This window comes from Agromyces sp. H17E-10 (assembly GCF_022919715.1).
In the GTDB taxonomy this organism is placed as follows: Bacteria; Actinomycetota; Actinomycetes; order Actinomycetales; family Microbacteriaceae; genus Agromyces.
The window spans coordinates 920,735-942,295 of the sequence record NZ_CP095042.1; the positions used below are offsets into that span (position 1 = coordinate 920,735).

Here is a 21,561-nt window from a genome sequence, read left to right on the forward strand (position 1 = left end):
CGACGGCGATGCGGTCACGCCGGGGCGGTCTGCGATGCCGGTGCCCATGCGAACCCGTCGGGGTCGGTGACCGCGCCGCCGGTGCCGGCGATCACGAGCCGGTGCGAACCCGTGCCCTCCTCCGGCACACCCGCGTCCTTGGCGAGCGCGCGCCGCTTGTAGAGGCCGAGGCCGATCGGGCTGCCCGGCGTCTCGAAGTCGACGTAGCTGCCGAAGCTCTTGCCGACGGTGAAGCCCTGCTCGGCGTAGAAGCGCTTGCTGGCGCCGACGTCCTCGACGCCGAGCAGCAGCACCATGCGGTCGAACGCCCGGCTGACGGGCTCGGTGTCCTTCTTGGCCGAGGTGGCGAACTTCCAGATGGCACCGTCGGGCGCCTGCACGGAGCCGCCGACGCCCCAGAGCGACTTCGCGATGGGCTTCAGCACGGTCGCACCGGCGGCGACGGCCGCGTCGAAGAGCGCCTGGGCGTTGCCGGGCTGCGGCACGACGAGCGAGAGGGTGTAGCCGCGGAAGCCGCTCGTGTGCTGGTCGGCGGCCCGGGTGCGCACTCGGCCGTCGAGCGCGTCGAGCGCGAACGCGTCGGCGTAGAAGCGGTCGGCGGCGGCGGTGTCCTGGACTTCGAGGGTGATGGATTCGATCGTTGACATGCCCATCACGCTACGAGCGTGGCGACGACCCCTGCTTCTCGAATCCTGACCGATCGTGCGCGGGTGCGCCGGCGCCGCGTCGCGCGCCTGAGCGGCTCGATCATGCAGCGGGCTCGTCGCGGCCGCCAGCCGCGTCACGCTCGTCAGCTTCGGCCGGTTCGGCAGGTTCGTCCGGTTGGGCCACCGGCAGGCCGTGCGGGCCGCCCAGCCGCTCGATCATCCGGTCGACGTAGTCGCCGACCGTGCGCTCCTCGCGTTCGTCGGGCCGCCAGAACATTGCGGACGCAAGCTCGTCGACCAGTGTGTCGCGGTCCTGGGCGTGCTCGTCGCACAGCGTCCGCACCGTGTGCCGGTCGTCGTCGAGCAGCGCACGTGCGGCGCGAAGTCGCGCCCAGTGCTCGCGATCGGCGTCGCGTCCGTCGAACCGGTCGGGGACCAGGTCGCACTCGGTCGTCATCACCGCATGCAGGATGCGCGCCGCGTCGGCGAGCGACGTCACCTCGTCGAAGTCGAGGTCCGAACGCAGCACCACCCGGCTCTGCGTCGCCGGGACGACGAGGTCCTGCGGTGTACGCACGCCGGCACGCTCGAGCGGCACTCTGACCCTGCGGAACCGTTCGATCTGCCAGGCGTCGTTCATGTCGAGCAGCACGGCATCGCGCATCCTGATCCGGCGTGCCCGGTCGCCGCGCGGGTCGACGAGCGGGGCGAGCTCGGGATCTGCGAGGGCGAGCTGCCGGTACTCGTCGTCTCCGCAGACGGCGCCGAGCTGCGCGACGATGAACTCGAAGTCGGCGTCGTCGTCGGCCCACCCCTCGGCGATGCGCCGGCTCTCGTAGCACGCCACCGAGTACTTCACCTCGACGAGGCCCGATCGCTTGGCGATGTTCTTCCAGCCGGTCGCGAGCTCGACCCGCTGCCGCAGGCGCGCGGACGCCTCCGCGTCGTCGACAGCGGCCGTGTCGGCCGCAGTGCGGCTCTTCATGCGTTCGTCGTTGAGCAGCAGCAGGCCGAGGGCCGCGCGCTGCTCCATACGCTCGAGCGACGTTCGCTGCTTGGCATACTGCGCCCTGCGCTGCTTCGCATCCGCCTCTCGCTTCAACTCGTCGAGGGCGGCGACGAGCTCGGCGGCGACGATGGTCGCGCGCTCGAGCCGCTCGGGCCGATCCGCGTGCCCGCCCGCCGCGTCGTCCTTCGCCGAGCCGTCGGCCGCCACGAGCCAGTTGCGAATGGTCATCAGGTAGTAGCTCTGCAGCCGCAGCATGAGCATCGGCGGCTCGACGTAGCGGCGGCCCGACCATCGGGCGCCGGACGCATCCGCCTCGGGCTTCCCCGGTTCGCTCCGGGTCCCAGTCGCGCCGGTGACCGACTCGTCCTCCGTGCCGATCCCCGCGATCGGCCGCCCGGCCTGCAGCGCCGCGGACGCGATCATGGGTTCGAGCCGTTCGATGAGTTCGCGCAGCCGTCGGGCATCGGTCGCTCCGGCGTATCGGTGGTAGACGTCCTCGTACTCGACGAGGATGCTGTCGGGGTCCACCTCTCGTGCCCGCGCGATGTACCGCTCGCGGAGCGCAGGGTCGTCGGTGCCGCGGGCGACGCCGATGAGTCCGAGGCCCCGCCAGTCGTTCGTGTTGTAGAAGCCGACGATGTCTGGGTACTCGTGCGCGACCGTCACGGCGGCGAACGCCGCTGCGAGCGTGAGCAGTTCGCCGGGGTGCCCGCCGTCGGCGGGCGGCGCGGGCAGCTGGAGCGATGCGTCGTCGACGACCCGGCCGTTGCGGCGGAGACGTGCCACGCCGGACACGGAATTGAACACGGTGACCTCGAGCCGCCAGGGAGTCAGGTTGAACAGCATCGACACCGCTCCGCCGACGAGCGCGACCGCCCAGTTGTCGGTGCGGTCGGCGATCGCGACGAGCTCGTTGAGGTCGGATCCGTCGGGGCGTTCGATGCGCCCCTTCGGGTTGTCGGCGTTGAGCTCGCGCATGCGCACCGTGACCTCGGTGGCCCACGCGTCGTTCGTCGCGCCGCCCGTGCCGGTCACGGTGATGCGGAGCCACGGAGTGGTCGCCATCCCGAATGCCAGCACCACGATGCCGACGGTTGCGATGACCCCGACGCCGATCCAGGCGACGACGAGCCAGGGTGCGATGAGGCTCGTGATGCTGCCGACCACGACGAACGCGAACGCGGCGAGCGCGGTCACTCCGGCGCCGACCAGCTTCGCCTCCGTGCTGCTGCTGCGGGTGACGGGCTTCCGAGTCCAGAGCTTCCAGATCGAGAGCAGCCGGGCCGCAACGACCGTCACGAGCCAGACGGCCACCCACACGAGAGCATGGTCGACGAACCAGCTGATGAACCCCGACTGGAAGAGGCTCCAGTCGGACGGGTCGGCAGCGTCGGCGGCGAGGGGCACGAGCGTTGCGAGATGGCCGTCCACGTGTCCTCCCGATGGTCGGCGCCGCAGTGCGGCGGGGGTTCGAGCCATCTGGATGATAGAACCTCAGGTTCTGGCGCGGCCTCCGGGCTGGCACCGATTCGTCGGCGGCCGACGAGGGATGCCTCGGGGCTGCGCAGCCCCGAGGCATCCGTATCGCCCGCAATCGACTCACACCGAGTCGAGCGCCTCGCAGACGTCGACGAGCAGGGTGCTCTGCAGGTCGTTCCACTCGGCCGTGTCGGGGTCGGGCCAGGTCGAGAACTTGACGATCACCGAGTCGGTCGCCGGGTCGAGCCACAGGTTCTGCCCGTGGATGCCGATGCCGCTCACGTTGCCGCGCTCGTTGCCCATGCACCACCACTGCGACGTGTACGAGCCGCCCGGGAACGCGCCCGTGAACCCCTCGTAGGTCATCGCGTCGCGGTCTCCCCCGGCGAGGATGCCGCGCGCCCACGCCTCGGGGACGACCCGGCCGCCCGGCGCGAGCCCGCCGTCGAGCACCACCCGGCCGACCCGCGCGAGGTCGCGCGCCGTGCACGAGATGCCGGCGTTCGCGAAGCCGAAGCCCGCCGCGTCGACCGTGATCGTCGCATCGCGGTCGGCGCCCAGCTTCGACCAGAGGAACTCGCTCAGCGCCTCGACGTAGCGCAGCCCGGTGACCCGCTCGACGATCCAGGCGAGCACGTCGGTGTTCGCGGAGCAGTACTGGAACGCCCCGCCCCCGCCGGGTGCGTCGGCGTCGGGGCGGGTGCGCAGCGTCGTCAGGAACTCGTACGTGTCGGCCGGATCGCCCGGGCGGCGCACGCGCCAGCCGGCCGAGCGGTCGTGCGTCTGCACCTCGGACGCCGGGTCGACGTAGTTCTCGTCGTAGTCGACGGCGACGCGCATGTCGAGCACGTGCCGCACGGTCGGGCCGTCGTACGCCGATCCTGCGAGTTCGGGCACGTAGTCGACGACCGGGCGGTCGGGGTCGATGCGGCCGTCGCCGACGAGCGCGCCGACGACGAGCCCGCAGAGCGACTTCGAGACGCTCATGAGCAGGTGGCGCTGATCGGGCGCGAACCCGGGCTTGGCGTACTCGGCCACGACCTCGTCGCCGCGCAGCACGAGGAACGCGTCGGTGCAGGTCGCCTCGAGCCGGCGCTCGAGGTCGGGCAGGTGCGGGGTCAGTGCGTCGAGCCGCACGGTCGCCGTCTCGGCTGCTGCGGCACGCACACCGGGCGCCGTGCGCGAGATCGTCGCCGTCGGCACGAGCTCGGCGAGGCCGCCGAACGCCCAGCGGTTGCCCGGCGCCTCCTGCCAGGTGTCGAGGCTCGGCACGCCGGCGGGCGCGCCCGGGTAGCGGGCGGGGTGGGGCCCGGTGCTCATGCGGCGGTCTCGGGCTCGGGGGCGGCGGCGGTCGCGGCATCCGCCGTCGCCGACGCCGTGCGCGGGGCAACGGCGCGCACCTCGTCGAACCGGCCGAGCGGCGTCTTCGAGAGCCCGAGGTAGACGAGCGCGGAGACGGTCATGCCGACCGGCACCGAGAGGTCGATGAAGCCCATCGCCTCCGAGACGGGGCCCGACCACACGGTGGTCGAGAGGCAGACCGCGGTCGCGACGCCGCCCAGCACGACGGCGGTCATGCCCGGGATGCTCCAGCCGGCCGTGTACCAGAACCTGCCGCCGCGCTCCTCGTCGAAGAGGTCGTTCGCGTCGTAGCGGTTGCGGCGCAGGATGATGTCGGTCGCGAAGATCGCCATGGCCGGGCCCGAGACGATGACGAGGAACTGCAGCATGAGGTTCACCGCGTCGAGCAGGCTCGTCGACATCACGAGGTACAGCGTGAGCGCGGTGCCGATGACGCCGATGACGATGGCCGACGGGATGCGGCGGATCGGCACGCCGACCGACTGGAGCGCCATGCTCGAGGTGTAGGTCGTCATGCCGTTCAGGGCGACCGTGTTGACGATGACGGCGAGCACGAGCAGCGGCCCGAGCCAGGTCGGCAGGATGCCGAGGATCGCTCCCTCGATGCCGGAATCGACCGCCGCGCCGTCGAGTCCGGTCACGATGAGGGCGCCGACGGCGGTGAAGAAGATGCCCGGCAGGGCGCCGCCGAGCGCGGTCGCCGCGATGATGTGCGACGCCTTCGTCTCGCGCGGCAGGTAGCGCGCGATGTCGGGGCTGTTGATGTACGAGAGCGGGGTGGAGGCGAGGATCGTGAAGCCGATCGTCACGGCCGACCAGAGCGGCACGCCCGTGAGGGGCTCGGGCGCCTGGTAGGCCCAGTCGACCGTCGGCAGCGCGAACGCCGTGACGGCGAGGAAGACCGCGAAGAGGCCGATCGAGATCGCCGTGTAGCTCTTGATGATGAGGCCGTGCCCGTAGACCGCGACGAGCACGGTGATCGCCGAGACGAGGAGCGTGACGACCACCGGCCCCCACAGCGGGTCGGTGAAGCCCCACTGGGCGAGCAGGTCGGCGCCCATGAACGACGAGGCGAGCCAGTTGAGCGCGAGGAAGACGGCCGAGATGAGCCACCCGGTGAAGGCGATGATGATCTTGTTGCCGAAGACCCCGTAGAGCGCTCGGCTGATGACCGAGCCCGAGGTGCCGGCGGCGGGGCCCGAGATCGCGATGAGGCCGGGGAACACCCAGAGCAGGTTCGCCGCGACGATCACGGCGATCGCCTGCCAGATCTCGAGGCCGAGCAGGATCATCGTCGCGCCGATGGTGAAGTTCAGGATGCTGACGTTCGGCGCCGCCCAGACGCCGAACAGGTCGCGGGCGCGTCCGTGGCGTTCCGACGGGCTGACGACCTCGATGCCGCGGGTCTCGGGCTGGGTGGGTGCGTCGACGTAGTCCTGCGACGCTGCGGGAGTCTGGGATGACACGGGGGATCCTCTCGGCGGGGGCCCGAGGCGGCGTCGGGTCGGGGCCGTGCCGGGCTGCCGTGTGCGACGCTGCTATTGGTCACATGACCAATGGGCTATTGGTCGCTTATCCAATAACATGATCGGCATGATGTCAAGCGCGCCCACGACCCGAGCCCGCAAGCCGCCGGCCGAGCGACGCGCCGAGATCGTCGCGGCTGCGGCGGCGATCGCCCTCGACGACGGCCTCGAGGGCATCACGCTGCGCGCGGTCGCCGACCGCCTGGGGGTGCGGCCCGGCCTCATCAGCCACTACTTCCCCGTCGCGGAGGACCTCGTGATCGCCGCGTTCGTGCACGCCGTGAGCGACGAGCGCGAGACCCTCGTGCCCGAGGGCGGCGAGCCGCTCGAGCGCATGGCTCGCCTCGTCTCGCGGGTCGAGAGTCCCGGGGCGCGACCCATTTCTCGGCTGTGGCTGAACGCGCGCCACCTCAGCCGGTTCCGCCCCGCGCTCGACGACGCGCTCGAGGAGCAGGAGTCGCTCGACCGCGCGAAGCTCACCGAGCTGGTCGAGGAGGGCATCGCCGCCGGGGTGTTCGCCTGCGACGACGCGCTGGTCGCGTGCGTGCGCATCTTCATCGCGATCGACGGATTCGGGGCGTACGCCAACAACACCGGCACCTTCACACCCGACGCCTACGCGCGGTTCGTCACCGACGCCGCCGAGTGGGCGCTCGGGCTCGAGCCGGGTCGCCTGCGCGCCGCGGTCGCGGCGCTCGCCGACTGACACGCTCCGCGAGGCGTGCGCGCGACGTGCGGGCTCGCGTTCGCAACTCAGGATGCCTCGGGCGACACGCCGCTCGGACGGCCAGAGCCGCGGCGTGTCGAGCCCGGCATCCTGAGTTGCGAACAGCCCGGCGCGCTTCGATGAGCGCTATTCAGGGTCGACGTCGAACGCGACCGCCCGCACGGGCGCCCCGTCGAGGTCGACCCGCAGCGGGAAGAACCCGACCCGCACGCGCGCAGGCAGCCCGTCGAGGCCCGCGACGTTCTCGACGATGAGCCGGTCGGCGCCGAGCACCGCTTCGTGCACCGGGAATCCGCCGTCGCCGCCTGTGAGGTCGGGGCTCAAGGTGTCGACGGCGAGCACGTGCATGCCGCGTCGCACGAGCTCGGCCGCGGCCTCCGCGTCGAGCGCGGGGTGGTCGAGCGCGGCATCGGTCTCGAAGTGCTGCGCCCACCCCGTGTCGACGATCACGATCGGCTCGACCTGCTCGGCGAGCGGCCCGCCGAGCGCCGCCTCGATCTCGGCGAGCCCGTAGACCTCGCGCGGCTCGAGGCCCGTCAGGTGCACGACGAGCGCCTCCCCCACGAGCTCGTCGAGCCCGATGCGACCGGTCGTGCGTCCGCCCGGCACCGTGTGCGACGGCGCGTCGAGGTGCGTGCCGGTGTGCGAGCCGAGGCGCAGGAGCGCGACGTCGACGCCGTCGGTCGCGACCTCGAGCGCCGGCCCGATCGCGACCTCGGGGTCGCCCGGGTACACCCGCATGCCGCCCGAGACGAGCCTGCTGAGGTCACGCATGGGCCGCGGCATCCTCGTCGCTCTGCTCGGTCGCGACCTCGGCGAGGTGCACGCTCGGTTCCCGTACGGTGCGCGCCCGCTCGGGCAGCATCGCGACGAGGTAGAGCACGAACGTGATGACGAACGCGGGGATCGTCGCGCCGACCGGGCTCGGCCACACGAAGACCATGAGGTACGACGCGAACGCGCCGATCGCCCAGGCGCCGACCGCGAACCAGTTGACGCCCGCGAGGTACCAGTACCGGCCGCCGCGGTGCTCGAGCAGGTCGCGGGTGTACGACGACCGCTTGATCAGGTAGTAGTCGACGATCATGATCGCGAACACGGGCACGAAGAACGCGCCGATGATCGTGAGGAACGTCGTGAACTGGTCGAGCAGGGCCAGCCACGTCGAGCCGACGATCGAGATCACGCCCACGACGAGCGCGGTGGGCAGGAACCGCAGCTTCGCCCGGCCTGCGCTCGCGTTCACGATCGACGTGGTCATGCCGTAGACGACCATCGAGTTCGTCGCCATCACCGAGACGAAGATGACGATCGCGATCGGCGCGCCGAACGCCGCGACGAGCACACCCGGGTCGAACGCGGCCGCGTCGCCGCCCGAGAGGATGACGTAGCCGATCGCGGTCGCGCCGAGCGTCATGGCGATGACGGTCGAGAGCGTGTAGCCGATGCCCGAACCGAGTATGCCCGCGCGGCTCGACACCGCGAGGCGGTTGAAGTCAGCCGAGAGCACCGTCCACGACACGGCGGTCGCGATGACGATGTCGAGCACGATCGCGGGTGTGTACCCGATCGACAGGTCGACCGGGATCGCCTGGTACTCGCCCGGCCCGAAGGTCGAGAACGCGACGAAGAAGATCCACGCGATGATCGCGAGCATGAGCACCGCGAGCCACGGCTCGACCCGGGCGATGCCGTCGTGGCCGAAGATCGCCAGGATGACGACGATCGTCTGGCACAGCACCGAGAACAGGATCGGGCTCGAGAAGCCCGTGAGGCTCTCGACGAGGTAGTTCACCGTGACGCCCGCGAGCATCGCCTGCACCCAGCTCCAGCCCATGAGGATGATCACGTTCGCCGCCATCGGCAGGTAGCCGCCGCGGGTGCCGAACGCGCCGCGCGTGAGCGCCATCGTCGGCAGGCCCGTGCGGGTGCCGATGTTGCCGACGAGCGTGAGCACGACGGCGCCGCCGAGCGTGCCGAGCACGATCATCGTGATCGCGACGCCGTAGTCGACGGCCGGGATGAACAGGGTGCCGGTGAGCAGGGTCGTGACGACGAGGTTCGCCGCCAGCCAGATCATTCCGATGCGCGGCGTCGACAGGGTGCCGCGGACCGGCCCCGAGTTGTCGGCCTGCTGCGCCAATCGGCGGTCGAGACGGGTGTAGAGCGACATTGCTTCTCCTGTGGGGGTGGGAGTCGGCGTGGGCCGTCAGTCGGTGGATGCGTCGGCGTCGGCGCCGGGCATGGGTGAGAGGTGCTCGTGCACGGCGAGGAGTCCGTCACCGTCGACGCGGAAGACGATCGTCTCCCGCTCGGTGTACGCGTCCTCGCCGTCGCCGGTGTCGACGCGGGTCGCGACGTCGTGCGAGAACACGGCGCCGCCCGGGTAGGTCTGCACGAGTCGGTTGCTCGACTCGCAGGAGAGCACGCGCCAGCCGCCCCCCGTCCACTCCGCCCAGAGGGCCTCGTAGGCGGCGCGGTCGTCGAGCCGTGCGGCCTCGGTGTGGAACATGAAGCTCGCGTCGGGGGCGAAGCCCGCGAAGTAGCGGGGTCCGTCGGTCGCGGCGAACGCGTCGACGATCGCGTCGGCGGCGGCGAGCACCTCGTCGACGGTCGGTTCACGGGTGGTCATGTCGATCTCCTTCGATCGGGTGGGGGTTCGAGGGCCGCCACGATCTCGGCGATCGCCACGGAATCGGATGCATGTGCGCGATCCGGTCCGAGATCGTGGCGATCTCCGAGGTCATGGCGGTCGGGTCGCCGGGTCAGGCGCGGGGCGCCATCGCGCTGATGAGCTCGTAGGCGACGTGGGATGCCGCGACCGCCGTCAGCTGCGCGTGGTCGTAGGCCGGGGCGACCTCGACGACGTCGGCGCCGACGATGCGCTTGTCGGCGAGGGCGCGGATGATGCGGAGGAGCTCACGGCTCGTGAGCCCGCCCGCCTCGGGGGTGCCCGTGCCGGGCGCGTGCGCCGGGTCGAGCACGTCGATGTCGATCGAGATGTAGAGCGGCTTGTCGCCGATGCGGGCGCGGATGCGCTCGATCGCCGACTCGACGCCCTGCTCCTCGATGTCCTCGCTCGTGACGATCGCGAAGCCGAGTCGTGCGTCGTCGGTCAGGTCCTCGACGCCGTAGAGCGGGCCGCGGGTGCCGACGTGCATGCTCGCGGTGAGGTCGATGAGCCCCTCCTCCGACGCACGGCGGAACGGCGTGCCGTGCGTGATCGGGGCCCCGAAGTAGGTGTCCCACGTGTCGAGGTGGGCATCGAAGTGCAGCACTGCGACGGGGCCGTGCTGCGCCGTGACGGCGCGCAGCAGCGGCAGCGCGATCGTGTGGTCGCCGCCGATGACGACGAGCCGGTCGGCCTGCTCGGCGAGCGAGCGGGCGCCGGCCTCGACGTCGGCGACGGCCTCGGCGATGTCGAACGGGTTGACGGCGATGTCGCCCGCGTCGGCGACCTGCTGCACGGCGAAGGGCAGCACGCCCTGCGCCGGGTTGAACGGTCGCAGCAGGCGCGACGCCTCGCGCACGTGCGACGGGCCGAATCGCGCGCCGGGGCGGTAGCTCACGCCGCTGTCGAAGGGCACGCCCACGACGGCGATGTCGGCGTGCGGCACCTCGTCGAGGCGGGGAAGGCGGGCGAACGTCGCGATGCCCGCGAAGCGCGGGACACGGCTGGCGTCGACGGGACCGATGGGTTCGGGCGAAACATCCGGTTGCATATTGCGAAACCTCCGATGTACTGGAGTAAACTTCGGGGCAATGCTACGACCGGCCCGCTACGGTGTCAACAGCCCGCCGTCGACCCCGAAGGAGCCCGCATGCAACGACCGGTCCCGCCGTCGCCGAGCGACTCCCCCATGGCGATCGGCCCTCGCCTGCGCAACGCCCGCACCGCGCAGGGGCTCACCCTCGCGCAGGTCGCCGCAGCCGCCGGACTCACCAAGGGCTTCCTGAGCCGGCTCGAGCGCGACGAGACGTCGCCGAGCGTCGCGACGCTCGTGCAGCTCTGCCAGGTGCTCTCGATCTCGGTCGGCTCGCTGTTCGCCGAGCCCGAGATCCAGGTCGTCCAGCTCGCCTCTGCGCCCCGCATCAACCTCGGCGGCACGGGCGTCGCCGAGCACCTCATCTCGCCGCGCAGCGAGTCACGGGTGCAGATGATCCGCTCGGTCATGGAGCCCGGGGCGTCGGGCGGCGCCGAGCTCTACACGATCTCGAGCGACGTCGAGGTGCTGCACGTGCTCTCGGGCGCCGTGAGCGTGCGCTTCGTCGACCGCGAGGTGCCGCTCGTCGCGGGCGACTCGATGACCTTCCCCGGCCGCGAGCCGCACAACTGGCGCGCCGACGACGAACTCGGCGCCGAGGTCGTCTGGGTGATCGTGCCCGCGTCGTGGAGCGGCTCGAGCTGAACCGGTCGGTCGAGTAGCGACGAAGGAGCGTTTCGAGACCACCCGCCGCGGCCTCGATACGGGGCTGCGCGCCTACTCGACCTGCGAGCCCCCGCCGAGCTCGCGCTTGCGCTGCTCGAGCTCGGCGCGCTTCTGGTAGTACTCGATCTCGCGGTCGAGGTCGGCGATCTGCTCCTCGGTCGAGCGGGTGTCGCGCGGCATCGGCGGCACGTACGGCTCCTCGGGCGCGCGGCCCGCGGGCGTGAATCCGCCGAGGCCCCGGCCGCTCGACGAGTACTCGCGGCCGAGCGTGAACCAGAGCACCGTGCCGATGAGCGGCAGGAAGATCACGAGCAGGATCCACCCGAACTTCGGCAGGTGCTTGACCTGCGACTCGTCGCGCATGATGAGATCGACGAGGGCGTAGACCATGCCCGCGAGGACCACGAGCGAGAAGACCATCGGCATGGCCGCCAGCCTAGGGCGACGGCGACCGCGAGGTCGAGCCCGCGCGAGCGGCGCGCGACGCCTTCACGTGTGCCCCGCGATCACCGCGCTTCGCGCAGGTGCACGCGTTCACCCTGCGCGCTCAGGAGGTTGAGGATCTCGGCCGGCTCGAGCGACGCGCTCGCCGTGCCGTGCGGCATCCGCGTGTCGAACTCGGCGGCCTCGCCGGGCTCGAGCACGAGCTCCTCGTCGCCGAGCGCGAGGCGCACGCGACCGCTGAGCACGTAGATCCAGTCGTAGCCCTCGTGCGCGCGCTGCTCGACCGGCGCCTCGGGCGGATGCCCCGGCAGCACCATCTTGTAGGCGTGCAGGTCGGGGTTGCTGCGGGTGAGCGGGATGATCGCCTTGCCGCCGCGGTAGAAGGGCTTCGGGTGCACGCGGGGGTCGGCGATCTGCGGTGCGCCGACGAGGTCGTCGAGGCTCGCCCGGTAGACCGCGGCGAGCCGGATCAGCAGATCGAGCGTCGGTCGGCGGCCACCCGACTCGAGGCGCGAGAGCGTGCTCGTCGAGATGCCGGTCTCCTCCGAGAGCTCGGCGAGGGTGAGGCCACGACGGGTGCGGAGCGCGCGCAGCCGCGCGGCGACGCCGTCGAGCATGCGGTCGATGGGCGGATCGGAGGGCGATTCGGCGGGGTCGGCGGCCACGGGACATCCTTTGCTGTTCCGGCAAACTCACTTGCCATTTCATACTGCCACGGCCGACGATCGGATCATGCAGCAGAACTCGTGGGACGTCATCATCGTCGGCGGCGGCAGCGCCGGGCTCAGCGCGGCCCTCATGCTGGGCCGGTCGCGCCGCAGCGTGCTCGTGCTCGACGAGGGCGCTCCCCGCAACCGCTTCGCCGGCCACATGCACGGCGTGCTCGGCCGGGATCACACGTCGCCGCTCGACCTGCTCGCCGACGGCCGCGCCGAGTTGGGCCGCTACGAGAACGTGACGATCCGCACGGGCGTCGCGATCGGCGCGCGCGCCGAGCCCGAAGGGCCCGCCGGCTTCGAACTCGAGCTCGCCGATGGCGCGCGCCGGCGCACCCGACGGCTGCTCGTCGCGAGCGGCCTGCGTGACGCGCTGCCATCCGTCCCCGGTCTCGCCGAGCAGTGGGGACGCGGTGCGTTCCTCTGCCCGTACTGCGACGGCTGGGAGGTGCGCGACCGCCGCATCGCGGTCATCGCCACCTCGGCGGCGCAGGTGCACCAGGCGCAGCTCATGCGGCAGTTGTCGACCGACGTCACCGTCTTCGCGCACGATGCCGGCCTCCCGGTCGACGCCCGCGACGGCCTCGTGGCACGCGGGGTGGTCGTCGAGGAGCGCCCCGTGGCCGCGGTCGTCGCCGACGAGCGGGGGTCGCTCCGCGGCATCCGGCTCGTCGACGGCACCGAGATCGCGGCCGACGCGATCTTCGTCGGCCCCGCACCCGAGCCGAACGACCCGGTGCTGCGCCGGCTGGGCGCCGAGCGCGCCCCGCACCCCATGGGCGGCGAGTTCGTCGTGGTCGACGCGATGGGGCGCACGAGCGTGCCGGGCGTGTGGGCGGCGGGCAACGTGACCGATCCCCGGTCGTCGGTGCCGTTCGCGATGGCCGCGGGCAGCATGGCCGGCGCGGCGATCAATGCCGACCTCGTCGAGGAGGAGGTCCGGGCCGTCGTCGCGCGCCGAGCGCCTGCCGCCGGCAGCTGACCGCCGCAGGGCGGGTGACTCGTCGCGACATCCACGGCCGCCGTTCACCTTCGACCATTTAGGCTGAGGTGATGCTGGTCATCAGCTACAACCTGCGCAAGCACCGCGCCATCTCCGAGCTCGCGGCGCTCGATGAGCGCTACTCACCCGAGGTGCTCTGCCTGCAGGAGGTCGACACGTCGAACCTTGCCGAGCGGGTCGGCCGGCTGCGCCTCGCGCACTCGACGACGGGCAACCGGCTCGGCCTCGCGATGTACTACCGCGACGATCGGTTCGAGCCCCGCGACATCCGCGCCTTCGCGCTCAAGAAGTCGCTGCACGACCGCATCCTCCGGCCCGCCCACGAGCGGCTGCTCGGCGCCCGGCTCACCGACCTCGAGCACGGCCGCGACGTGATCGTCGCGTCGTTCCACGCGGCGCCGCTCACGGCCCTCAACTCGTTGCGACGGCACCAGATCCGCTCGGCGCTCGGCGCGCTGCAGCTCATGGGGCCGCACCTGCCGACGCTCATGGTCGGCGACTACAACTACCCCGTGTTCAAGGACAATCTGGCCGAGAAGGTGCGCGATGCGGGCTACGAGCTCACGCTGAGCGACAGTCGCACCTACACGCGGTACAAGTACTTCCGCGGGCACTTCGACTTCGCGACGTCGGCCGACTTCGAGATCCGTCGCGTCGAGACGCTGCCCCGCGGGTCGAGCGACCACCTGCCGATCCTCGTCGACGCGCAGTACGTCGGCCTGCACGCCGACGACGAGATCGACGTCGTCATCTGATCAGGCGGACTCCGCGGGGCCGTTCGTCGCCGCTGTCACACCCGGGGCTCAGCGCCCGATCAGGGCGTTGAGCCAGCCCGGTCCCGCGACGCGCACACCCGGGTCGAGCCGGGCGCGCAGCCCGCGATCCGCGGTCACCACCAGGGTCGAACCGGATGCTCCGCCGACGGCGACGTTCGCGATCTCCACGATCGCGGCGTCGCCGTCGGCCGTCGCGCGCACGAGCTCGATGCCGGCGGGCGCCTCGGCCGATCGGGCGGCACCCTCGACCACGGCGACGACCGCGTCGACGCGAACGGGTTCGTCCGCCGCTTCGCCATGGGGCAGCTCGACCGTGCGTCCGAGAAGCTGCGGCAGTTCGCCGAGCAGACGCGTCGCGGCCCTCGCCCGGTCGCGCCACCAGCCGTCGGGCTTCGACCCCATCACGTTCGCGACGTCGACGATGAGCCGGACTCCTACCGTCATGCGGACATTCTCCACCAGCGCGGCGGGCGAGGATGGAACCATGCAGATCATCGTCATCGGCGCCGGCGCCTGGGGGCTTCCGACCGCGGCCGAGCTCGCCGAACGCGGCCACCGCGTCACCCTCGTCGACCGCTACGGCCCCGGCAACGCGCTCTCGTCGTCGCACGGCCCGACCCGCATCTGGCGGCTCGCCGACCCCGACCCGGCGAAGATCGCGATGACCCGACAGAGCCTCGAGGCGATGGAGCGGCTGTCGTCGATCGCGGGCGAACCGGTGTTCCTGCGCCGCGGGCTCGTCTGGCGCGACGACCGTGCCTCGCTCGACCGCTTCGAGTGGACGCTCGCGATGGAGGGCATCCCCCACCTGCGGCTCGGCGCCGACCGGGTCGCCACCCGCTTCCCGGGCCTCGTACCCGACGGGCGCGGCGCCATCTACACCTCGGAGGCGGGTCCCGTGCTCGCCGAGGTCTCGCTGCGCGCGCAGCTGCGACGGTTCGAGCAGGCGGGCGGCGAACTGCGCATCGGGCACGTCGTCGACCTCGAGACGGATGCGACGGGCACCGGGTCGGGCGGCGGGGGCGCACGGGTCCACCTCGAGGGCGGTGAGGTGCTCGAGGCCGACGCCCTCGTGATCGCCGCCGGCCCCGGGGCATCCACCCTGCTCGGTCACCTGGGGCTCTCGGTGCCGCTGCGTCCGCACCTCGAGCAGGTCGTGCACGTCGCCGACCCGGCACGCCCGTTCGACGACCTGCCCGACCTCATCGACATCGCGAGCGGCGAGCGACCCACGCTCTACGCGATGACGACGCCCCGAGTCGGCTACAAGCTCGGCCTCGACGCGCCGCTGCGCGACGTCGCGTGGGGCGTCGACGACGACCGCACGCCCGACGAATCGCGCACCGCGATGCTGCTCGACTACGCCCGATCGACCCTCGGCATGACGGGCGCGACCGTGGTCGACGCCAAGGTGTGCAGCTGGACCGACTCCCCCGACGGCCGCTTCGTGATCGGCACGCCGCTGCCGGGCGTGACGGTCGCGTGCGGCGACTCGGGCGAGGGCTTCAAGTTCTCGGCGCTCATGGGCCTCGTGCTCGCCGACCTCGCCGAGGGCGCGGCGCCGCGGGTCGACCTCGCACCATTCGCGTTCGACCGGTTCGACGCGGTCGACCCCGAGGCCGCTGCCGCGACCGCCGCAGCGCTCGAATCGCCCACCGCGCTCGGCGGCGCGCCCGAGGCATCCTGATCGGGGCCCGGCCGCGCCGCGGCAGTCAGGCGCCGACGGATGCCGCGGCCGCGGGCTCATCCGCGATCGAGGACGGGGCATGCCCGGGCCTGGTGGCGCCGAAAACGGCCGCGACGACGAGCGTCGACATGAGCGCCCAGTTCACCCAGTCGTCGCGCCCGGTCAGCAGGTCGAGGTTCGTGAGCATGAGGGCGAGGCCCGCCGCGAGGCCGAGCACGCCGAGCAGGGGCGCGATCACCACGCGGAACACCCCGTGCCCGCGGCGATCACGGCTGAAGAAGCGCACGACGCTGACCATGCAGAGCAGCTGCAGCGCGACGACGCCGATGATGCCGACGCCGTTCGTCCAGAGCAGCAGCTGCAGGTAGGGGTCCCCGCGCAGTCCGATCGTGATCGCGATGAGCAGCACCGACACGATCGTCGTCACGAGGCTCGCGAGCACCGGCGAGTGGAACCGCGGGTGCGTGCGCGTGAGCTTCGCGGGCAGCACGCCGTCGCGGCCGAGGGCGAAGAGGTACCGGCTGGTCGCGTTGTGGAACGCGATCGTCGCCGCGAGGATGCTCGTCACGATGAGGAGCCCCATCACCGTCGACGCCCACGCCCCGAGGTACGACTCGGCGAGCATGAAGTACAGCCCCTGGAACGCGTCCGACAGCGAGAACTCGGTGAGCCCGTCGACGCCGAGCGCCGCGACCGCGACCCACGCGATGAAGCCGTAGAACAGGGCGAGGAACCCGACTGCGAGGTACGTCGCCCGCGGCACGGTGCGCTCGGCATCGCGCGCCTCCTCGGCGTAGATCGCCGTGCCCTCGAAGCCGATGAACGCGCCGAGTGCGAGCACGAACATGCCGCCCGAGGCGAGGTTGAACACGTTGCCGGGCGCGAACGGCTCGACCGTGAAGTTCGTCGTGCCCTCGGTCGCGAGCACGGCGATCGCGAGCACCACGAGGATGAGCACCTCGAGGATCATGAGCACCGCGAGCACGCGCGCGCCGATGTCGATCTGCCGGTAGCCGAGCAGGGCGACGATCGCGACACCCGCGAGCGCGTACACCGACCAGTGCACGTCGAGTCCGAGCATCGGGTTGAACGTCTCGGCGGCGTAGAAGCCGAGGAACCCGTAGAAGCCCGCGCAGATGAGCGCGTACGACAGCAGGGCCACGAGGGCCGCGGCCCCGCCGGTGCGCCGACCGAGGCCGCGCCCGATGAAGGCGTAGAACGCGCCCGCGTTGCGCACGTGGCGGGCGAACGCCGTGAACCCGGCGGCGCAGAGGATGTACACGATGCCGCTGAACACGTACGCCCCCGGAGCACCGATGCCGCCGAGGCGGAAGGCGAGCGGCGCCGCACCGGCCATGACGGCGAGCGGGGCTGCCGCGGCGACCACGAAGAAGAAGATGTCGAAGGTGCCGAGCCTGCCGCGGGCGAGCGACCCGCCGGCGACGGCGCCTGGCGGGATGGTCGCGGGGGCGGGGGCGGTCGTGACGCCGGGCGCCGGGTCGGGGGATGTGGTCATGGGTACTCCTGGTCAGCGACGGTGATGACGGGGATGCTGCGTGGGGTGGTCGATCCGGTGCCGACGCGAACGGCGGCGGCACCGGATCGGGCGGCCTAGACCTCGGGCCACCAGGCGGGGTCGGTCCAGAGTCCGAGCTCCTGCTCGAGCGCGGCGCCGACGCGGAAGACGGCCGCGTCGTCATACGTGCGACCGACGATCTGCACGCCGGTCGGGACGCCGTTCGGCGCGACGCCCGACGGCACGGCGAGCACGGGCACGCGGCCGATCACGTTGAACGGCAGCGTCATGAGCTTGCCGAACACTGCGGCGCTGTCGGTCGACGGCTCGTCGGCGGCGAAGCCGGTCGTCGCGATCGTCGGGCAGACGAGGGCGTCGTACTCGGTCATGAGTTCGGCGAAGGGACGGTAGAACGCGCTCTCGGCGACGAGGCCCTCGACGTAGTCGCCGCCGGCCGCGGCCTTCGCCGCGAACGCCCGGGTGTACGGCATGAGCTGGTCGGCGCGTGACGCGTCGCCCTCGAGGATCGACTCGATGAACGGGCCCATGACCGCGCCGAAGTGCGGCCACGAGGTCTCCTGCACGAGGTCGGGACCCCACGGCAGCTCGACCATGTCGACGGTCGCGCCGGCCGCGACGAGCGCCCGGCCGACCGCGCGCGTGTTGTGCTCGACCGACGGGTCGACGTCGTAGCCGCCGAGGTCGAGGCAGAGCGCGATGCGCACGCCCTCGAGGGATCCGACGGCGCCCGAGACGGTCGCGATGTCGCGCAGGGATGCCGCGTCGCCGACCCACGGCCCCGAGATGACGTTCTGCAGCATGGCGACGTCGCCGACGCTGCGGCCCATCGGACCGTCGGCGCAGTACGTGTCGGAGTTGAACGGCGCCATGCCCGGCACCCGCCCGAACGGCGGCTTGAAGCCGACGACCCCGCAGAACGACGCCGGGATGCGGATCGAGCCGCCGATGTCGGACCCCGTCGCGAGCAGGGTCGAACCGGCCGCGAGCACGGCGCCCGATCCACCCGACGAGCCGCCGGGGGTGAAGTCGGGGTTCCACGGGTTGCGGGTGATGCCCCACAGCTTCGAGTGCGTGACCGGCGCGCAGCAGTACTCGGGGGTGGTGGTGCGCGCGTGGACGACCGCGCCCGCGGCCAGGATGCGCTCGACGATCGGGTGCGTCTCGTCGGCGATGTGGCCCTTCTCGAGCAGGCAGCCGTCTTCGAGCAGGCGACCCGCGATGGGCTGCTCGTCCTTGAGCATGAGCGGGATGCCCTCGAGCGGGCGGAGGTCGTCGCCCGCCGCGAACCGGGCCTCCGACGTGCGCGCGGCGTCGCGCGCTTCGTCGATCCACTGCTCGGTGACGGCGTTGATCACGGGTTCGGTCGCCTCGGTGCGGGCGATGACCGATTCGAGCAGGTCGACGGGCGACAGCTCGCGTCGTCGCATCAGCTCCGATGCCTCGGTGGCGGTGAGCCGGAACAGGTCCATGTGGGGTGCCTTTCGCAGATCCGTACGTTGTACGCTTCCGTACACTGTACGGACGATACTCTTGCACGCATGGCGTCACGTCAAGCGGCAGTTCAGAAGGCGGTTGCTCCGCGCCGGCGCGCACCCCGCCAGACCCTCACCCGCCGCGAGGTCACCGACGCGGCGATCGACCTCGTCGAACGCGACGGGCTCGACGCGCTCACGATGCGCCGGCTCGCGACCGAGCTCGGCGTCGCGCCGATGAGCCTGTACACGCACGTCGCGAGTCGCGACGACCTCGTCGATGCCATCGTCGAGCAGCTCATCGAGCGGCTCGACCTGCACGACGAACCGGGCGAGCCCTGGCAGCAGGCGGTGCGCCGAACCCTCGGTACCTACCGCGACCTCGCGGTCGCGCTGCCGCACGCGTTCGAGCTGCTCGCCCTCGCTCCGTACGACACGACACCCGTCGCACCGCACCTCGTCGGCGTGCTCGCGGGCCTCGAGCGGGCCGGGCTCGCGCCCGACCAGGCACGCCAGGTGCTCGGCATCGTCGACGCGTACGCCTCGGGGTTCCTCGTGGTGTGGGCGCGCAGCACGACGTCGACGCGGCGGGCGGCCGCCGCGTCCGTGACCGCACCGGATGCCGCATCCACTGCCGAACGGGATGCGGCAGCCGCAGCCGCCGCGCCCGACGAGGTCGCCGCCATGCGCGACCTCGAGACGTTCGACCAGGGCCTCGAGGCCCTCATCGCGGGACTCGGCGCGACCCTCGTACCGGGTCCGGCCGAAGCCGGCACTTGACATCACTCGGCGACCGCAACTAGGGTCGTGCGGCAATGGGTACGCTGATCTACTCCTGAGTGGTGAGCCGTGTCGAGCTCAGCTCCACGGCTTCCGCATCGTTTCGCGCAGGCGCTTCGCGCCGCCGATCGACGCGCCATCGACCACTGATCGTACGGCTCGCAGCCGTCGATGCTCGCAGCACCCTCTGAGCGGTGCTCGGCGACGAGCATCGACCGGCGTTCGCGCATTCGCGAACGGGCCGGGAAGGGAGTTCACCCATGACCACCAGCCGACTCTCACTCCACGGAGTGACCAAGCGCTTCGCCGACCGCGTCGTGCTCGATCGCATCGACCTCTCGTTCCGCCCGGGCGAGCGCGTCGGCGTCATCGGCGACAACGGCTCGGGCAAGTCGACCCTGCTCCGCCTCATCGGCGGGGCGATCGACCCCGACGCCGGCGAGCTCATCGTGCGGGTCGCGGGCGGCATCGGCATGCTCGACCAGGTGCTCGAACTGCCCGCCGGCGCGACGATGCACGACGCGATCGACGCCTGCTCGGCCGAGCTGCGCGCGCTCGAACTCGCCATGCGCGTCGCCGAGCAGGGCCTGGCCGGACTCGACGGCGCCGGACTCGACGGCGCCGCCCTCGATGTCGCCCTCGCCGAGTACGCGGCGCTCACCGAGCGGTTCGAGTCGCGCGACGGCTACGGAGCCCCCACCCGACTCGACGCGTCGCTCGAGGCGCTCGGCGTCGGCGGCCTCGATCGCGAACGCGAGTGGGCGACGCTGTCGGGCGGCGAACGCTCGCGTGTCGCGATCGCGGCGACGGTCGCCGCCAACCCCGAGCTGCTGCTGCTCGACGAGCCGAGCAACGATCTCGACGACGACGCGTGGCAGTGGCTCGTCGACCGGTTGCGGGCGCACGACGGCACGGTCGTCGTGGTGACCCACGACCGCGCGTTCCTGCAGGCGCTCACGCAGGTGATCGTCGAGGTCGACGACGGCGGCGTCTCGCGCTACGGCGACGGCTACGCCGGTTACCTCGTCGCGAAGCGGAACGAGCGCGAACGGCATCGGCTCGCCTACGAGGAGTGGAAGGGCGACCTCGCCCGCAACCGAGAGCTCATCGCGGCGAACGCGGGCCGGCTCGCCGCGATCCCGCGAAAGATGGAGAAGGCGGCCATGGGGCACGGCGCCTTCACACCCCGCGACCGCACCCACGGAGCGATGGGCCGCATCCGCATGGCGAAGGCGCAGGTCACGCGACTGCTCGCCGAACCGGTGGCGCCGCCGCCTGAACCGCTGACGTTCAGCGCACCCGGCATGAGCGCGGCGCCTGCGGCGGGCATCGGGCCGGATGCCGCGGACGACGCGAGCCCGGTGCTGCTCGCGCTCTCCGGGGTGCGCGTGGCCGAGGCATCCGTCGACGATCTCGAACTCGCCGCCGGCGACCGCCTGCTCATCACCGGGCGCAACGGCATCGGCAAGACGAGCCTGCTGCGGGTCATCGCGGGCGAGCGGCGCGCCGACGCGGGCACGGTGACGGCGTCGCGGCGCATCGGGCACCTGCGACAGCACAGCGCGATCGCGCCGAGCGGGCAGCCCCTGCTCGACGTGTACGCCGCCGGTCTCCGCGAGGACCTCGAGACGGCCGAGGCGCGGCTCATGCCGCTCGGGCTGTTCCATCCGCGCGATCTCGCGGTGCCGGTCGGCGCGCTCTCGTACGGCCAGCGACGGCGGCTCGAGCTGGCCCTGCTCGTGAGCGAGCCGCACGAGCTGCTGCTGCTCGACGAGCCGACGAACCACCTCTCCCCCGACCTCGTCGAAGACCTCGAGGGCGCGCTCGAGACGTTCGCGGGTGCGGTCGTGCTCGTCTCGCACGACCGGTTGCTGCGCGAGCGGTTCGGGGGGCAGCGGTTGCGGCTGCCGGAGTGATGCGCCGCCCGCCAGCCATGACTTCGGCGATCGCCACGACTTCGGGTGTT

20 protein-coding genes are annotated in these 21,561 nt (G+C 71.9%); 7 read left to right on the forward strand and 13 right to left on the reverse strand.

Annotated features, from left to right (window positions below; all coding sequences use genetic code 11):
• Window positions 1-14: 14 nt before the first annotated feature.
• From MUN74_RS04140 to MUN74_RS04155, 4 genes are all read right to left on the reverse strand, one after another.
• Complete coding sequence (locus tag MUN74_RS04140; RefSeq protein ID WP_244855147.1) at window positions 15-647, reverse strand: VOC family protein; 633 nt, start codon at window positions 645-647, stop codon at window positions 15-17.
• 100 nt (window positions 648-747) lie between these two features.
• On the reverse strand, window positions 748-3,087 hold the full coding sequence (locus tag MUN74_RS04145; protein WP_244855148.1) for an MFS transporter: 2,340 nt from the start codon (window positions 3,085-3,087) through the stop codon (window positions 748-750).
• Between the two features lie 168 nt (window positions 3,088-3,255).
• A complete protein-coding gene (locus MUN74_RS04150) occupies window positions 3,256-4,455 on the reverse strand; it encodes a serine hydrolase domain-containing protein (protein ID WP_244855149.1) in 1,200 nt (399 codons plus the stop codon).
• Window positions 4,452-5,963 (reverse strand): purine-cytosine permease family protein, encoded by a 1,512-nt coding sequence (locus tag MUN74_RS04155; RefSeq protein WP_244855150.1) that lies wholly within the window; start codon window positions 5,961-5,963, stop codon window positions 4,452-4,454. The genes MUN74_RS04150 and MUN74_RS04155 overlap by 4 nt, the downstream gene beginning before the upstream one ends.
• A gap of 127 nt (window positions 5,964-6,090) precedes the next feature.
• On the opposite strand from MUN74_RS04155, the gene MUN74_RS04160 reads away from it, so the two are divergent.
• Window positions 6,091-6,729, forward strand: coding sequence for a TetR/AcrR family transcriptional regulator (locus tag MUN74_RS04160; RefSeq protein ID WP_244855151.1), 639 nt, complete (start codon window positions 6,091-6,093; stop codon window positions 6,727-6,729).
• Between the two features lie 147 nt (window positions 6,730-6,876).
• Here MUN74_RS04160 and MUN74_RS04165 read toward each other — a convergent pair whose 3' ends face one another.
• From MUN74_RS04165 to speB, 4 genes are all read right to left on the reverse strand, one after another.
• Complete coding sequence (locus tag MUN74_RS04165; RefSeq protein WP_244855152.1) at window positions 6,877-7,524, reverse strand: cyclase family protein; 648 nt, start codon at window positions 7,522-7,524, stop codon at window positions 6,877-6,879.
• Window positions 7,517-8,923, reverse strand: coding sequence for a purine-cytosine permease family protein (locus MUN74_RS04170; protein WP_244855153.1), 1,407 nt, complete (start codon window positions 8,921-8,923; stop codon window positions 7,517-7,519). The genes MUN74_RS04165 and MUN74_RS04170 overlap by 8 nt, the downstream gene beginning before the upstream one ends.
• A gap of 36 nt (window positions 8,924-8,959) precedes the next feature.
• Complete coding sequence (locus tag MUN74_RS04175; RefSeq protein WP_244855154.1) at window positions 8,960-9,382, reverse strand: YybH family protein; 423 nt, start codon at window positions 9,380-9,382, stop codon at window positions 8,960-8,962.
• A 133-nt stretch (window positions 9,383-9,515) separates the two neighbouring features.
• Entirely contained in the window at window positions 9,516-10,472 is a 957-nt protein-coding gene (gene speB, locus MUN74_RS04180; RefSeq protein ID WP_244855155.1) for an agmatinase, read from the reverse strand.
• Window positions 10,473-10,571: 99 nt separating this feature from the next.
• Between speB and MUN74_RS04185 the strand changes: the two genes are divergently transcribed.
• On the forward strand, window positions 10,572-11,159 hold the full coding sequence (locus MUN74_RS04185; protein WP_244855156.1) for a helix-turn-helix domain-containing protein: 588 nt from the start codon (window positions 10,572-10,574) through the stop codon (window positions 11,157-11,159).
• 72 nt (window positions 11,160-11,231) lie between these two features.
• On the opposite strand, the gene MUN74_RS04190 is transcribed toward MUN74_RS04185, so the two are convergent.
• Window positions 11,232-11,606: a PLD nuclease N-terminal domain-containing protein gene (locus MUN74_RS04190; RefSeq protein ID WP_244855157.1), complete on the reverse strand. Its 375-nt coding sequence runs from the start codon at window positions 11,604-11,606 to the stop codon at window positions 11,232-11,234.
• Between the two features lie 80 nt (window positions 11,607-11,686).
• The gene (locus tag MUN74_RS04195; protein ID WP_244855158.1) at window positions 11,687-12,289 is read right to left on the reverse strand and encodes an XRE family transcriptional regulator; all 603 of its coding nucleotides are present in this window, start codon (window positions 12,287-12,289) and stop codon (window positions 11,687-11,689) included.
• A gap of 67 nt (window positions 12,290-12,356) precedes the next feature.
• Between MUN74_RS04195 and MUN74_RS04200 the strand changes: the two genes are divergently transcribed.
• Together MUN74_RS04200 and MUN74_RS04205 are read left to right on the forward strand one after the other, a co-directional pair.
• Window positions 12,357-13,322 carry an NAD(P)/FAD-dependent oxidoreductase gene (locus MUN74_RS04200; RefSeq protein ID WP_244855159.1) on the forward strand — a complete coding sequence of 322 codons (966 nt, stop codon included), beginning with the start codon at window positions 12,357-12,359 and terminating at the stop codon, window positions 13,320-13,322.
• A 71-nt stretch (window positions 13,323-13,393) separates the two neighbouring features.
• Window positions 13,394-14,098, forward strand: a complete 705-nt coding sequence (locus MUN74_RS04205) for an endonuclease/exonuclease/phosphatase family protein (protein WP_244855160.1) — start codon at window positions 13,394-13,396, stop codon at window positions 14,096-14,098.
• A 48-nt stretch (window positions 14,099-14,146) separates the two neighbouring features.
• Here the strand turns inward: MUN74_RS04205 and MUN74_RS04210 are convergent, their stop codons facing one another.
• Entirely contained in the window at window positions 14,147-14,563 is a 417-nt protein-coding gene (locus MUN74_RS04210) for a hypothetical protein (RefSeq protein WP_244855161.1), read from the reverse strand.
• Window positions 14,564-14,603: 40 nt separating this feature from the next.
• Here MUN74_RS04210 and MUN74_RS04215 point away from each other — a divergent pair, with 40 nt between their 5' ends.
• The gene (locus tag MUN74_RS04215) at window positions 14,604-15,806 is read left to right on the forward strand and encodes an FAD-dependent oxidoreductase (protein WP_244855162.1); all 1,203 of its coding nucleotides are present in this window, start codon (window positions 14,604-14,606) and stop codon (window positions 15,804-15,806) included.
• A 25-nt stretch (window positions 15,807-15,831) separates the two neighbouring features.
• On the opposite strand, the gene MUN74_RS04220 is transcribed toward MUN74_RS04215, so the two are convergent.
• The gene (locus MUN74_RS04220) at window positions 15,832-17,322 is read right to left on the reverse strand and encodes an APC family permease (RefSeq protein ID WP_244855163.1); all 1,491 of its coding nucleotides are present in this window, start codon (window positions 17,320-17,322) and stop codon (window positions 15,832-15,834) included.
• A 95-nt stretch (window positions 17,323-17,417) separates the two neighbouring features.
• Window positions 17,418-18,812, reverse strand: a complete 1,395-nt coding sequence (locus tag MUN74_RS04225; protein ID WP_244855164.1) for an amidase — start codon at window positions 18,810-18,812, stop codon at window positions 17,418-17,420.
• 69 nt (window positions 18,813-18,881) lie between these two features.
• Here MUN74_RS04225 and MUN74_RS04230 point away from each other — a divergent pair, with 69 nt between their 5' ends.
• Together MUN74_RS04230 and MUN74_RS04235 are read left to right on the forward strand one after the other, a co-directional pair.
• Entirely contained in the window at window positions 18,882-19,595 is a 714-nt protein-coding gene (locus MUN74_RS04230; protein ID WP_244855165.1) for a TetR/AcrR family transcriptional regulator, read from the forward strand.
• 260 nt (window positions 19,596-19,855) lie between these two features.
• On the forward strand, window positions 19,856-21,511 hold the full coding sequence (locus MUN74_RS04235) for an ABC-F family ATP-binding cassette domain-containing protein (protein ID WP_244855166.1): 1,656 nt from the start codon (window positions 19,856-19,858) through the stop codon (window positions 21,509-21,511).
• Window positions 21,512-21,561: the final 50 nt, after the last annotated feature.

What these genes read in the sequence shown, in the direction of transcription:
- MUN74_RS04140 (WP_244855147.1), bottom strand. Translation starts at nt 647, where the DNA reads ATGTCAACGATCGAATCCATCACCCTCGAAGTCCAGGACACCGCCGCC.
- MUN74_RS04150 (WP_244855149.1), bottom strand. Translation starts at nt 4,455, where the DNA reads ATGAGCACCGGGCCCCACCCCGCCCGCTACCCGGGCGCGCCCGCCGGC.
- MUN74_RS04160 (WP_244855151.1), top strand. Translation starts at nt 6,091, where the DNA reads ATGATGTCAAGCGCGCCCACGACCCGAGCCCGCAAGCCGCCGGCCGAG.
- MUN74_RS04165 (WP_244855152.1), bottom strand. Translation starts at nt 7,524, where the DNA reads ATGCGTGACCTCAGCAGGCTCGTCTCGGGCGGCATGCGGGTGTACCCG.
- MUN74_RS04170 (WP_244855153.1), bottom strand. Translation starts at nt 8,923, where the DNA reads ATGTCGCTCTACACCCGTCTCGACCGCCGATTGGCGCAGCAGGCCGAC.
- MUN74_RS04175 (WP_244855154.1), bottom strand. Translation starts at nt 9,382, where the DNA reads ATGACCACCCGTGAACCGACCGTCGACGAGGTGCTCGCCGCCGCCGAC.
- speB (WP_244855155.1), bottom strand. Translation starts at nt 10,472, where the DNA reads ATGCAACCGGATGTTTCGCCCGAACCCATCGGTCCCGTCGACGCCAGC.
- MUN74_RS04185 (WP_244855156.1), top strand. Translation starts at nt 10,572, where the DNA reads ATGCAACGACCGGTCCCGCCGTCGCCGAGCGACTCCCCCATGGCGATC.
- MUN74_RS04190 (WP_244855157.1), bottom strand. Translation starts at nt 11,606, where the DNA reads ATGCCGATGGTCTTCTCGCTCGTGGTCCTCGCGGGCATGGTCTACGCC.
- MUN74_RS04200 (WP_244855159.1), top strand. Translation starts at nt 12,357, where the DNA reads ATGCAGCAGAACTCGTGGGACGTCATCATCGTCGGCGGCGGCAGCGCC.
- MUN74_RS04205 (WP_244855160.1), top strand. Translation starts at nt 13,394, where the DNA reads ATGCTGGTCATCAGCTACAACCTGCGCAAGCACCGCGCCATCTCCGAG.
- MUN74_RS04210 (WP_244855161.1), bottom strand. Translation starts at nt 14,563, where the DNA reads ATGACGGTAGGAGTCCGGCTCATCGTCGACGTCGCGAACGTGATGGGG.
- MUN74_RS04215 (WP_244855162.1), top strand. Translation starts at nt 14,604, where the DNA reads ATGCAGATCATCGTCATCGGCGCCGGCGCCTGGGGGCTTCCGACCGCG.
- MUN74_RS04220 (WP_244855163.1), bottom strand. Translation starts at nt 17,322, where the DNA reads ATGACCACATCCCCCGACCCGGCGCCCGGCGTCACGACCGCCCCCGCC.
- MUN74_RS04225 (WP_244855164.1), bottom strand. Translation starts at nt 18,812, where the DNA reads ATGGACCTGTTCCGGCTCACCGCCACCGAGGCATCGGAGCTGATGCGA.
- MUN74_RS04230 (WP_244855165.1), top strand. Translation starts at nt 18,882, where the DNA reads ATGGCGTCACGTCAAGCGGCAGTTCAGAAGGCGGTTGCTCCGCGCCGG.
- MUN74_RS04235 (WP_244855166.1), top strand. Translation starts at nt 19,856, where the DNA reads ATGACCACCAGCCGACTCTCACTCCACGGAGTGACCAAGCGCTTCGCC.